The organism is Kamptonema formosum PCC 10802, from assembly GCF_000332335.1.
In the GTDB taxonomy this organism is placed as follows: Bacteria; Cyanobacteriota; Cyanobacteriia; order Cyanobacteriales; family Oscillatoriaceae; genus Oscillatoria.
The window spans coordinates 3,016,587-3,029,214 of record NZ_KB235948.1 but is presented as its reverse complement, the minus strand read 5'-3'; the positions used below and the strand labels follow the sequence as shown (position 1 = coordinate 3,029,214).

General features: G+C 53.9%; 12 protein-coding genes and 1 pseudogene. 7 read left to right on the top strand and 6 right to left on the bottom strand.

Features of this window, described 5'->3' with window-relative positions; genetic code table 11:
• Positions 1-41 precede the first annotated feature (41 nt).
• Positions 42-1,391, top strand: coding sequence for a GH1 family beta-glucosidase (locus OSC10802_RS0113000; protein WP_017717200.1), 1,350 nt, complete (start codon positions 42-44; stop codon positions 1,389-1,391).
• A gap of 237 nt (positions 1,392-1,628) precedes the next feature.
• Here OSC10802_RS0113000 and def read toward each other — a convergent pair whose 3' ends face one another.
• On the bottom strand, positions 1,629-2,162 hold the full coding sequence (gene def, locus OSC10802_RS0112995) for a peptide deformylase (protein ID WP_017717199.1): 534 nt from the start codon (positions 2,160-2,162) through the stop codon (positions 1,629-1,631).
• A 186-nt stretch (positions 2,163-2,348) separates the two neighbouring features.
• Between def and OSC10802_RS0112990 the strand changes: the two genes are divergently transcribed.
• Positions 2,349-2,795: a hypothetical protein gene (locus OSC10802_RS0112990; RefSeq protein WP_017717198.1), complete on the top strand. Its 447-nt coding sequence runs from the start codon at positions 2,349-2,351 to the stop codon at positions 2,793-2,795.
• Positions 2,796-2,982: 187 nt separating this feature from the next.
• Here the strand turns inward: OSC10802_RS0112990 and OSC10802_RS0112985 are convergent, their stop codons facing one another.
• A complete protein-coding gene (locus OSC10802_RS0112985) occupies positions 2,983-4,224 on the bottom strand; it encodes an HhoA/HhoB/HtrA family serine endopeptidase (protein ID WP_017717197.1) in 1,242 nt (413 codons plus the stop codon).
• Positions 4,225-4,445: 221 nt separating this feature from the next.
• Between OSC10802_RS0112985 and dnaA the strand changes: the two genes are divergently transcribed.
• The 5 genes from dnaA (at position 4,446) to OSC10802_RS39980 (ending at position 8,969) form a co-directional block, all read left to right on the top strand.
• Entirely contained in the window at positions 4,446-5,825 is a 1,380-nt protein-coding gene (gene dnaA / locus OSC10802_RS0112980) for a chromosomal replication initiator protein DnaA (protein WP_017717196.1), read from the top strand.
• A gap of 794 nt (positions 5,826-6,619) precedes the next feature.
• Positions 6,620-7,810: a DNA polymerase III subunit beta gene (dnaN, locus tag OSC10802_RS0112970; RefSeq protein ID WP_017717195.1), complete on the top strand. Its 1,191-nt coding sequence runs from the start codon at positions 6,620-6,622 to the stop codon at positions 7,808-7,810.
• 300 nt (positions 7,811-8,110) lie between these two features.
• Entirely contained in the window at positions 8,111-8,254 is a 144-nt protein-coding gene (locus tag OSC10802_RS49695) for a hypothetical protein (RefSeq protein WP_017717194.1), read from the top strand.
• An 81-nt stretch (positions 8,255-8,335) separates the two neighbouring features.
• Entirely contained in the window at positions 8,336-8,584 is a 249-nt protein-coding gene (locus OSC10802_RS39985) for a DUF433 domain-containing protein (protein ID WP_369797117.1), read from the top strand.
• A gap of 34 nt (positions 8,585-8,618) precedes the next feature.
• Complete coding sequence (locus tag OSC10802_RS39980) at positions 8,619-8,969, top strand: DUF5615 family PIN-like protein (protein WP_232731670.1); 351 nt, start codon at positions 8,619-8,621, stop codon at positions 8,967-8,969.
• 409 nt (positions 8,970-9,378) lie between these two features.
• Here OSC10802_RS39980 and OSC10802_RS0112945 read toward each other — a convergent pair whose 3' ends face one another.
• The 4 genes and pseudogenes from OSC10802_RS0112945 to OSC10802_RS54360 all read right to left on the bottom strand — a co-directional run.
• Positions 9,379-10,566 carry a TRC40/GET3/ArsA family transport-energizing ATPase gene (locus OSC10802_RS0112945; RefSeq protein ID WP_017717192.1) on the bottom strand — a complete coding sequence of 396 codons (1,188 nt, stop codon included), beginning with the start codon at positions 10,564-10,566 and terminating at the stop codon, positions 9,379-9,381.
• A 43-nt stretch (positions 10,567-10,609) separates the two neighbouring features.
• A complete protein-coding gene (locus OSC10802_RS0112940) occupies positions 10,610-10,996 on the bottom strand; it encodes a C6orf136 family protein (RefSeq protein WP_017717191.1) in 387 nt (128 codons plus the stop codon).
• A 199-nt stretch (positions 10,997-11,195) separates the two neighbouring features.
• Positions 11,196-11,762 (bottom strand): hypothetical protein, encoded by a 567-nt coding sequence (locus OSC10802_RS0112935; RefSeq protein ID WP_017717190.1) that lies wholly within the window; start codon positions 11,760-11,762, stop codon positions 11,196-11,198.
• A gap of 161 nt (positions 11,763-11,923) precedes the next feature.
• Positions 11,924-12,628: pseudogene (locus OSC10802_RS54360) on the bottom strand (hypothetical protein); the annotation flags it as partial.

Here is a 12,628-nt window from a genome sequence, read left to right as displayed (position 1 = left end):
AGACTTCTGAACGTTACGCCAATCTCAAATCTCAAATTGCTATGAGTTTGCGAAAATTTCCCGAAAACTTCCTCTGGGGCGCAGCCACCGCCGCCTACCAAATTGAAGGGGCGTGGGATGAAGATGGCAAGGGCGAAAGCATCTGGGACCGGTTCACCCACCGGCAGCACACTATCCTCAACGGCGACACCGGCGATGTCGCCTGCGATCACTATCACCGCATGCCGGAAGATGTCGCCCTGATCAAAGAACTCCGGCTGAACAGTTACCGCTTTTCTATCTCCTGGCCGCGCATTATACCACAAGGGCGCGGAGATGTCAACGAAAAAGGGCTGGATTTTTACGACCGGCTGGCTGACAAGCTGCTGGAAGCCGGTATTGCCCCCAGCGCCACCCTCAACCACTGGGATTTGCCCCAAGCGATTCAAGATGCCGGTGGGTGGCCAAACCGCGACAGCGCCGACTGGTTTGCCGAGTATGCGCGTGTGGTGTTCCGCCGGCTCGGCGACCGCGTGGCCATGTGGTCCACCCACAACGAGCCGTGGGTGCTCGCCTTCCTCGGTTACGCCTACGGCATTTTTGCGCCGGGAATTGCCGATTATTCCCAAGCCTACCAGACGGCGCATCACCTGCTGCTGGCGCACGGCAAAGCAGTTCAGGCGTTTCGCGCGGAAGGCGGATCTGGCGAGATTGGCATTGTGCTCAGCTTTGGCCACTACCTGCCGGCAAGCGACAGCTCGGCGGACCGCGCCGCAGCGCAGCGCGTATACGAGAACAATAGCGCACTGTTCCTGCAGCCGCTGTTCAAAGGGAGTTACCCGGAAATGCTGTTCGACTGGATTGGCTCCCATGCGCCAAAAATACAAGAAGGCGACATGGAGATAATCAGGCAGCCGGTGAACTTTTTGGGCGTGAATTACTATACCACCGAAACCATATCTTTTGCCCAGTGGGGCGGTTTGCTCAAGCACGTTTCCCAGCCGGTTTCCGCACCGGGTTGGGGACGAACTGAGATGGGGTGGGGCGTCAATCCTGCCGGTTTATTGGCAGTGTTGCTCGATATTAAAGAAAACTTCGGCAGCCCCAAAATATACATCACCGAGAACGGTTGCGCTCTCAAAGACACCCCCGACGCCAGCGGTTTTGTGGCGGACTGGGGGCGCGTGAATTACCTGCGGGATCACTTTATGGCGGCGCACGACGCGATTCAGCAAGGCGTCGATGTGCGCGGATATTATGTTTGGAGTCTGATGGATAACTTTGAGTGGGCTCACGGCTGCGCGCCGCGCTTCGGCTTGGTGCGGGTTGATTGCGAAACGCAGGAGCGCATTCCCAAGCAGAGTGCTCTCTGGTACAGTGAGGTGATTGCCGGTAACGCGGTTCAGGAGTAAAGTTTTAAAGATCGCTGCGGCGCACCCTGCTTTCTGAAATTCTGGCTTATTGTTTCATTCATCGTTTTTTTTTGCTGAGTTTTGTCTGCTCAAGGGAAATCTGTTCCCTCCTCCGAAATCAGGTTTCTTGACAAGTGTGGTGGGGGCGGGTTTATGTAACCCCCATCTCTTTCTCCCTCTTTCTCCCCCTCCCCGCTTGCGGGGAGGGGGTTGGGGGGTGGGGTTCTTCAGCCGATATTACTGCTTCTGAACAATCCGCAACTGGTATTCCTGTTCAGCCATCAGTTCCTGGGAGCTCCCCACCCGATCTAAAAACACAATACCATCCAGATGGTCGTATTCGTGCTGAAAAATTCGGGCGACAAAATCTGCCAGGACTTGCCGGCAGAGCTTGCCCTCCCGGCTGGTGTATTCCACCTCTATCGCCTGATATCTGGGAACCAGCCCGCGAATTCCCGGAACGCTCAAACAGCCTTCCCAGTCTTTGACGACCTCAGTTGAGTGTGCGAGGATACGAGGGTTAATCATCGCCGTCGGTTCCATCACCGGCGCGGAGGGATAGCGCGGGCTGGGGCGAGACGCGACGATAAACAAGCGATGAGATTCCGCCACTTGCGGCGCAGCAATCCCGACGCCATTGGCTTTGCCGGCGGTTGCGATTAAGTCATCAATCAGCTTTTGAATGCGCCAGTCGCTGACGCGCTCCACCGGCACCGCTTGCCGGCGCAGCACTGGATTGCCCAGTTGCGAGATGGGCAGTATTTCAGTCATGGGGCATCACTCCTAGATTATAACATTAACAGACAAGAGTGTTGGGGAAGTGCCACCGGCACGGCGCAGTTGCCTCTTATCTTACGAATTGTTACAACTTTTGCCAGACCTGCAGCTTGGCGTCAGCTCAGTGGGAAAGATATATAAGCCCTATGATACTGGGAAGACGGAGTTCCCTTAACGCGAATGCTACAAGAAAATCTGACCCCGTGTGCTGGTCTACTGTATCAGTGGATTGTTCAGAAAGTTTCCACTAAAAATAATAATATTATAAAACTGGACTTGCGAGACTTTCAAGCCTGGAGTGCGGAGTTTAGGGATTTTCCCTACAGTGAGCGCGAGATTCTCAAGGCATTCAGGGAGTTGGGCCAACTGGAACTGATCAGCGTTGCTAAAACGGAAGTGACGGTGCGAGCCAAACGCTGGGACAGTCTCCGTGGCAACAGGCAGCAGCAAGACCGGGCACGGATGTCACGCCCTGTTTATCTGACCTCCTGCATTGCAGTTCTTTTGGCGGCTTTGCTCTTCGGTGGGTTGAAGTTCGCTCCCAGCGCTGCGGATCTCACCTCCTTACAGACTCAATGGCAAAACCTAAAGCTCCCCAATCCCTGGAGCGCTTCTCATGAACCCTGATAAAAGAGCCGGTCTTTATATAGTGCGTCTAAATCCTTCGTGGAAATTTCAGACCCCCGATTTCTTTAAGAAACCGGGGGTCTGGGCCAAGCGCGGTTGCGCAAATCATTTAGAACTGCTATAGCATGTTCGGTTAACTGCTCATCATTACAATTTTTCCTCTGCCCCTGCTTTCTGCTTCCCCGGGCTACTCAGGGAGCACCGGCATCGGGCCCGGTCGCACCTCTAAATTGAGGATTTTACCGCTGCGGTTGAGTTGCAAAAGCAACCGGGCACCGACGCTGCTATTTTCCACAATCTGCTGAACGGTTTCCGCCGCAGCCACCGGCTGACCGTTAATCTTTTGGATCGCATCGCCCGCCAGCACACCCGCCTGAGCTGCCGGCGATCCGGGAATCACCCTGCGAATTAACACGCCCCCCTCAACTTCCACGCGCATGCCAATGTTGGGATCAGCGTTAATCTCTTTCTGAATTGCGGGGGTCAGAGTCACCATTTCGATGCCCAAGAAAGGATGCTCAACTTTTCCCTTAGCAATCAGCTGCTCGGCGATGCGCTCAACGGTGTTAATCGGGATGGAAAAACCCAGCCCTTGAGCGCCGCTGATAATCGCCGTATTCATGCCAATCACCTCACCGGCAGCATTGAGAAGCGGGCCCCCGGAGTTCCCCGGATTAATCGCCGCATCCGTTTGAATAAAGCCAACGCGCTTGTCAGGGACGCCGATTTGGTTGCTAGAGCGACCGGTGGCGCTGATGATGCCGGCGGTGACGGTGTTGTCCAAACCCAAGGGGTTGCCAATCGCGATCGCCCACTCTCCGGGGTGCAGCTGTTCGGAATCGCCTATGGTCACCGCCGGCAAGTCAGTGGCATCAATCTTAACCGCCGCCACATCGGTCACCGGGTCTGTCCCGAGCACCTTGCCGGTGAAGCTGCGACCGTCCTTGAGCGTCACCTCCACCCGGTCAGCGCCATCAATCACGTGGGCGTTGGTGATAATCTCGCCGTTGGGACTGATGATAAAGCCAGAACCGCTGCCTCGCTCCAGGCGCTCTTCGGGCACCCGCCGGCCAAAAAACCGCCGGAACATGGGATCTTCAAACCTGGTTGGCCGCCTGCGGGCCACGGTTCGGGAAGCGTCGATGCGCACTACCGCCGGTCCCACCTTTTCCACTGCGGCCACAATAAAATTGTTCCCGGGGCTCAGTGGCAGCAGTTGGGCAATCCTGGCACTGTTTGAGCGGTTTCTCGGCTCAGTCTTGAGGGGTTGTGGCCCGCGAGCGTCTGGGGAGAGCAGCCAGGGATTGGCTTTTAGGAAGCGAGCGAACAGAAACGTTCCGCTTGCTGCCACCAGTACCAGCAACAGGTAAATTGCCGGTTGCTTCCAAGAGAATTTGCCGTCTTTATCGGTTTTTCCGGGAATATCCATGACACCCCTTTTCAGCTGCCTTGCTTTTCCGAGAACAAATGTGCCTGACTCGATTCTGGCCCGGGGGCGGGCGCGCTGTTTGCCTTGACTTTATTATTATAGTTAAATGAGAACTCCGGGGCAGCATGGCGAGGCGGGCCCAAGACCTCTGCCGGTCCTGTGCGCCGTTCAGTAAAGTCTTTGTTAAACTCATTTTGTCGGACGGTTCACGGAGGTGAGCGGTGGCCATTACCCTTGAAAGTCTCTGGAATCAAGTCCTAGAACGCCTGCAGCTGCAGCTGAGCCGGCCCACTTTTGAGACTTGGATCAAAACAGCCAGCGCCCAGCAGTTGGAAAATAATTGTCTGGTGATTCGCACCCCCAACCCCTTCGCCCGCAATTGGTTGCAGAAGTATTACGTCAAAACCATTGCCGGCGTCGTGCAGGACATTCTGGGGCATCCCGTGGACATTTATATCACCACTGTCCAGGGAGAGCTTGCCGGCGGTGCCGGTGAGGCCGAATTCCGCTGGCCATCCCCACCGGCAGCCCTCTCCGAACAGGCCCACAGCCACCGGCCCCGACCGACCGACCTCAACCCCAAGTATGTTTTCTCCCGCTTCGTCGTCGGCCCCAACAATCGCATGGCCCACGCCGCCGCTCTGGCGGTAGCGGAATCTCCCGGACGGGAGTTTAATCCCCTGTTTCTGTGCGGGGGCGTCGGTTTGGGAAAAACCCACCTCATGCAGGCCATTGCCCACTATCGCTTGGAGATTGACCCCGACGCCAAGATTTTTTATGTCTCCACCGAACAATTTACTAATGACCTGATTGCCGCCATTCGCAAGGACAGCATGCAGAGCTTTCGGGAGCACTACCGCGCCGGTGATGTGTTGCTGGTGGACGACATTCAGTTTATTGAAGGCAAGGAATACACCCAAGAAGAGTTTTTCCACACCTTCAACACCCTCCACGAAGCCGGCAAGCAAGTCGTTCTCGCCTCCGACCGCCCGCCAAACCTGATTCCGCGCCTGCAAGAGCGGCTGTGCTCTCGCTTCTCGATGGGGCTGATTGCCGATATCCAGCGCCCTGATTTGGAAACGCGGATGGCAATCCTGCAAAAAAAGGCAGAGTGCGAGAATATGCGCCTGCCGCGAGATGTGATAGAATATTTAGCCTCTAATTACACCTCCAACATTCGCGAGCTGGAGGGCGCTTTGATTCGGGCGGTGGCGTATATTTCCATTTCCGGGTTGCCGATGACGGTGGAGAATATTGCCCCGATTGTCAACCCCCCAACAGAAAAGGTGGAAGCCACACCGGCAGCCGTTATGATGGCTGTTGTGGATATGTTCGATGTTTCTATAGAGGATTTGAAAGGGAGCTCCCGCCGGCGGGAAATCAGCCAAGCTCGCCAGATTGGAATGTATCTGATGCGCCAGCACACGGAGCTGAGTTTGCCCAAGATTGGCGAGGAGTTTGGCGGCAAAGACCACACCACCGTGCTCTACAGCTGCGAAAAGATTGCCCAGCTCAAGGAAACGGACTCGAATCTGGCGCAAACCCTGCGCCAGCTGAGCGACCGCATCAACTTTGCCAGTCGCTCCCAAAACCAGTCGTGATACAGCGTCCGGCTGTATAGGGCTCGTTAGGACAGCGAGGGTAGGGGCTTTCCGCCCTTCGCCCCGCCGGTGTTCTGGATAGAAATTCAGCTATTGCGCATTTAATTTACTCTATCCATCTCTATCACCTCGTCCCCAGGCTATACCAATTAACGCAACTATGGAGGCTCTGCCCCTTCCTAAAACAAGCAGATTCAAAGTATAATAACTTAACATGTTGAGTGTGCGGAATCAGTAACGCTGGCGGCACCTGTGGAAAAAGCTGGGGAAAATCTGTGTAAAACCCCCTAGTTTCGGTGGAAAACCTCAACGATCTACCCTGGCCTGTGGAAAAGCCTGCCAGGTTTTCCACAAGTTTTCCACAGGAAGGGAAGGGCTGAAACTTACGCAACAAGCCGGTTTCTAAACTTTTTCCACAGTTTCCACAGCACATCTCATTAGGGGTTAGGGGTTGGGGGTTAGGGCTTAGGGCTTAGGAGAGACGCTAACAAGCGGTTAGGCTTTTAAGTTGCTTTTTGCATAAAATAAACATAGCCTCCCTAGCGCCGTTATTACGAAATCATGCCAGCGATACATAGATGTAGCTAGAGCAAATTAAATGCGCAACAGCTTAAGTGACCCAATGCCCCATGCCCCATGCCCCATGCCCAATCCAAAATCCAAAATCCGGGCATCCAAAATCCGAGCATCCAAAATCCTCACGCCCGACGCCCGCCCTACATGCTAGGATTTGCTTCCAGGCAATTTTTGCCCGGAAGCGCGTGCAGTCCGTTCAACAAGTCCAAAGAAAGGTTATGAAGCTGGTTTGTGCCCAAAGTGACCTCAGTACCAATCTCTCACTGGTCAGTCGAGCCGTTCCCTCTCGCCCAACCCATCCAGTGCTTGCAAACGTGCTTTTAACCGCTGATGAAGAAACGCAGCAGGTTCAGCTAACTGGATTTGACCTTTCTGTTGGGATTCGCACCAGTTTTGCCGCACAAGTGGAGGAGAGTGGGGAAATCACTCTGCCGGCCAAAATTTTGAACGAGATCGTTTCCAGAATGCCGGAGGGACAAATCACCCTGGAAGACCGAGCGGAGGATGGAGAGAGCGAAGGGGCGGAGACAAGCATTATTGCCACCCTGACCTCGACTTCAGGAAGCTACACCGTGCGGGGAATGGAAGCGGCAGATTTTCCAGCACTGCCGGTGATTGAAGAGGGCGAAGCCATTTATCTGCCGGCAGAAGCGTTAATTGAAGGAGTCCGGGGCTGTTTGTTCGCCAGCAGTCCGGATGAAACAAAACAGGTGCTCACCGGCGTGCACCTGACACTCCAGCAAGACGGCATAGAATTTGCCGCTACAGACGGGCACCGGCTAGCTGTGGTGGAAACAGTTACCAACGCCAGTGAAGACGAGGAGGAAGAGTATGAGGAGGGCAGCAAGGTAGAAGAATTGGAAGTGACGGTTCCCGCAAGGGCGTTGCGAGAACTCGAACGGATGATAGGGATGCGACAGTCTCCTGAACCTGTCGCTCTCCATTTGGATGGGGGTCAAATTGTGTTTGAGTTGGGCTCTCAGCGCTTGACCAGTCGAAAACTGGAGGGGCTGTACCCGAATTACCGGATGCTGATTCCCAATCAGTTCTTAAGCGAAATCAATTTGGAGCGCCGGCGGCTTCTGAGCGCTTTGGAGCGCATCGCAGTGCTGGCTGACCAAAAAAACCATATTGTCAAGTGTACTGTTGACAGCGACAGCCAGCAGATTTATTTGTCTGTAGAGGCTCAGGATGTTGGCAGCGGGCGCGAGGCACTGCCGGCAGAGATTTCGGGAGATGAGCCGAAAGAAATTGCCTTCAATGTGAGATATCTGATGGATATTTTGAAAACCATGTCCAGTTCAGAAGTGACGGTGAAGCTCAATGACATGACAAGTCCGGTGATCCTGACACCTCTTTCCGGTCAGAAACAGACATTTTTGGTGATGCCGGTGCAGTTAAGAGCGTGACCAAATCTTTGCAGCCGGCTCACCGTTTGTAGTTGGGCTTTAGCCCCACCGTTTGAAACCGGCAGCTACACAAACTTTAGCCCGCGCCGGCGGGCTTTTTTTATGGCAAGAGATTGCGCTCGCTCGTCGCACCGGCTGAAGCGCGCAAACCGGCCAAGATGTGCGGACTTGCCGGTGAGAGAACTTTTGCTGCCTGCTGAGTGAGGGCTTTAGTCTAAACTGATTCTCTCATAGCTGATAGCGGTTTTCATCTGAGTGAGGTACTGACAAACCCGGTTTCTTAGAAACCGGGTTTCTGGTATGTACTTCATCCAACTGAAAACCGCTATGATCCCCGAATCCAGGGGCTTGCCGGTGCCGCGCCCCTACTGCCAATCTCTGAAAGCCGATTTTCTTATGGGCGACCGGCAGAATTTCACAGCCCTAACTGTAAAATTTATCTAAAGCGCTGCCTCAAATGCGATGAACATGCTACAATAGAATATCTGAGCGGAACAGATACGGGAGGGAAAAGCCTTGGCAACTGTGGTGGATATCGGCACACTGATTACAAGAGATACCCAACTGCGCGGGGGGCGTCCTATCATTGCCGGCACCGGCACATCAGTCCGGCGTATTGCTGTTTTGTACAAGCAAGGTTTGCACGCGGAAGAGATTGTCTCTGAGATGGGACCACGCTGGCACAGGTTTACGCAGCGCTGGCTTACTGCCACGCCAACCGCAATGAGATTGAAGCAGATTTGGCGGAGGAAGAGGCAGAATATTTGCGGTTAGCGGCACTGCACAGTAAAAAAAAGGTTCAGCAACCATGAGCGCTATTTGTCTGTACCTGGATGAAGACGCGAGACGGGAAGCACTGCTGCAAGGTTTGCGCGCTCGCAGTGTGGATGTGATTACTGTCGCCGAAGCCGGAATGCTCAGACGCAGTGATGAAGAACAGCTGAATTGGGCGCAAGCGAATAATCGTGTCATTTACAGCTTCAATATCAGGGATTTTTACCGGCTGCACACCACTCTGCTTGAACAGGGACAATCCCACGCCGGCATTATTTTGTCGCAACAGGGTTACTCAATAGGAACTCAGATGAGAGGCATCCTGAGGTTAATTGCGGCGTGCGTCAGCGGAGGAAATGCAGAATCAGGTAGAATTTCTGAGTAATTGGCTTTATGATTGAGGTTGAGGAAGAACTGGTTGCTGTGGCTAATCATCTGCAGTTTAGGGCTGCAAGTTTAGAGGTAAGCACCGGCATGGCATAAAATGCCCACACCGGCTCTACCGGCACCCTCGCCTCACCCCCCAAATAACTCCCCCAAAAACCTCAAAGGCGTCACCCCTTTCTCACTCAGGGGCAACGCCGAAAACCGCAATTCTACTTCCTGAAAATTGGCAATATTTTACAATATCCTTCATAGCATAAACAACCGAGTCTGTCAACATCTCGGTCAGGAGGCGAAAGCCTAAGAACTAATTTAGCTTGAAAAAGTGAAGGCACAAGAAACCGGGTTTCTTCAAGAAACCCGGTTTCTGGACCCCTTTCAGGCTCAACAATTACTTTCATGCATCAGCTCTAAACCCTAGCCGCATCCGCAAAGCGAATCTTCAGATAGTCATCCTCCATCTTCGCCCCCGCCGGCTGCAAAGCCGCCAGCGCTTGTGGCAGCACCAAATTGCGCCGGTGATTCCCAATCCGGATGTTTAACTCATCCCCCGTCTTGCTCAGCTGGACATTCCCTTTAGGCACACCCGGCAAGTACAGTTCCAAACTGTACTGATTCTTCTCCTGCACCACCCTGAGTGTGGTTTCCTTATAATAAACTTGCGCCGGATCTTCATCCGGATACAGCGTCTCCTTCAGCCGGTCGAGCGCCTCCAAACCGCACATCTCCTCAGAATACAGGGGAACTTCCTTCACCGGCAGCGGGCGGAAATTCTCGTGAATCTCGTGCCGGTACTGCTTCTGATTTTCCTTCCAGCGCTGGAAGAACGGATCGGTTACAGACTCAGGAATAATCCGATTGGCCACCACCAAGTCCGTACTCACATTGTACAGACTCAAATAGGCGTGGGCGCGTAAAGATTCCTTAATCACCATCTTCTCAGGATTGGTCACCAACCGCACCGTAGTTTGGGTGTTGTCCGTCAGCACCTTTTCCAGGGCCTCAATCTGCTCGTAGAATTCATAGGGCGCATCCATCACCTCTTTATCCGGCAGAGAAAAACCGGCAATCGGTTTGAAGATCGGCTCCACCAGAGGTCTGAGCGCCACCGATATGCCTTGCAGCGGTTTGTAGAATCTCCTCATATACCAGCCACTGACTTCCGGCAAACTCAGCAGTCGCAGTGCCGTGCCGGTGGGAGCCGAGTCAATAATCAGAACGTCGTACTCCCCTTCGTCGTAATGACGTTTCATCCGGACTAAGCCGAATATCTCATCCATGCCCGGTAAAATTGCCAGTTCTTCAGCCTGAACGCCATCTAGTCCCCGAGCTTGCAGGACTTGGGTAATGTAGCGCTTGACCGCTCCCCAGTTCGATTCCAATTCTATCAGGGCATCCAGTTCCGCTCCCCAGAGGTTTTTCCTAACGGGGCGCGGATCGTGGCCAAGTTCCATGTCAAAGCTATCTGCCAGGGAGTGAGCCGGATCTGTGCTCAGGACAAGCGTCTTGTAGCCCAACTCCGCACAGCGCAAGCCGGTGGCAGCGGCCACAGACGTCTTGCCCACCCCCCCTTTGCCGGTCATCAAAATTAAACGCATGGACAGTCAACCCCCGCCTGAAAATTCTTTACATTTATTTACTTTAGCGATTTTTCACCGGCAACAGCTGCCTGAGGACGTCTGCCCGGGAGCAGTCCCAGTAATCGATATGGCTTTCAATCAGTCCCTGTGCGTTGAGTTTTAACTCACTAAGGCCCGGGATTGCCATGCGGGGTTTCCAGGGCACCGGCGCAGTCCAGCTGAGCGTCCATCGGGTTTCAATGGTATTGCCGGTGCGGCGGATGTCGCGCAAATCCAGCTTAATATCAATAAACCAAGTGCCGATAAACCCTATCATTTGCCGGTAGCGCTCTATACCTCGGAACCGGTTCATCGGGTCTTGAAAGTAGACATCTTCAGCATAAATGCTGTAAGTCTGGTCAGCTGGAAATCGCTGATAGTCCTGTTTGAGAATCTCGATGATGTCCATTTGGCAATTTTGCAGGTTCTGCCGCGCTGATTGTAGGCTTGACACTTTCCTGTAGCGGTTAGAATGGAGATGTTAACTTTTGCCAACCTCGGCTGTGAAGGAGCGCCAAGGGAAAACAGAGAATTACCCAAAACGCTTTGGGTAACTAGAGAACGGGTAAGCCTTTTTTGAAAACCTAAAAGGTAAAAACTAAAATTGTTTAGGGTTCCTCTTCTGACCACAGCCGTTCCAGTTGATACCGCCAAGCCGCCAGGGTTGCTTCACGAGACGAAGCCCCCTGCTGCATATCGCCCATCAGTCCTTCTTGATAGAACCGCTCTAAAGTCTGGAGCGTCGCTTCCAGAGATTGCCCCTGAAGCTTCGCAGTGCGGACAATCTGGCGGATGCGATCTTCCACCAGCCGGTTGAAGCTGTCAGACAGCCTCCGCTCGTGCAGCGACAAGAGTTTGCTGAGCGCGGCAGAAAAGTCAGCTAGAATTAGACTCGACCGGCTGTGCTGAAACACCCCCCACAGCACCCCCTGGTGCAGGGCGTAACGAGTTTCCAGCGTGTCATCAAAATTCGCTTCCATCAGCTGTTCCAGAAACGGTTGCGCTTCTGAGACGGGGGCAATCGGCAGCAAAACCCGCAGCCAAGACTGGTCCTCGGAGAGCAAGACTAACAGGCGAAACTTATCAGTTTCTACCTGCCAAGAACCGGGTGCCGGAATCTCAACCGCAGCCCCAAACATTTCCTGTAATGTGTGGGAGATTTCTTCAGGAGTCATAGGCATTTTAGGCTTTATATTTTACAGGAAGATGGAAGTGTGACGCTTGGATAGCTGATAGCTGATAGCTCCAATAATAATCCCCCGACAGAAGTCGGGGGAAGGTGAAAAAGTGGAAATGGAGAAGGATGAATGAATTCAGCCTTCATCCTTGATTCCCTTTAGCCCACCCATTCCAGGACAGCTTCTTCCTTGGTGTTTGTATTCCGTGATGGGGTTTCGCGGGTAAACTGCATGTGGATCGAGCGGGTTTGCTCGCCATCAGCGGCCACTGCCATGATCGGGTAGTCGAGCAGTCCATCCTTGAAGGACATTTGGAAGCGGAAGGTGCCATCGGGATTCAGCTTAATCGGACGCCCACCAATCGTCACGGTAGCATCAGGTTCGGTAGCGCCGTAAACAATCAGCTCAGCATCAGCAATCAGCCAGAACTGGCGAGGGCGAATCGGCGGTTGCGAGGCAGCGAAGCCAATGCCGGACATGGTAAGACCGGACACCGTAGGAATGGCCCACATTCCCAGTCCCGAAGCCAAGACATAGGAGCTCAGGCCCTGTTCGGACATCATTTGGCCAGAGCCGGTGACCATCTCGTAAGAGCTCACGGCGTAGGAGCTCGGAGCCATCTCGTAAGAACTCATGGCGTAGGAGCTCGGAGCCATCTCGTAAGAACTCACGGCGTAGGAGCTCGGAACCCCGGCGTAGGAGCTGACGGCGTAGGAGCTCGGAACCCCGGCGTAGGAGCTGACGGCGTAGGAGCTCGGAACCCCGGCGTAGGAACTCACCGCATAGGAGGTCGGAACCGTCTCGAAGGAACTGACTCCCACCTGCGCCGAACCCGGAACTTGGGCGAAGGAACTGACAGCGTA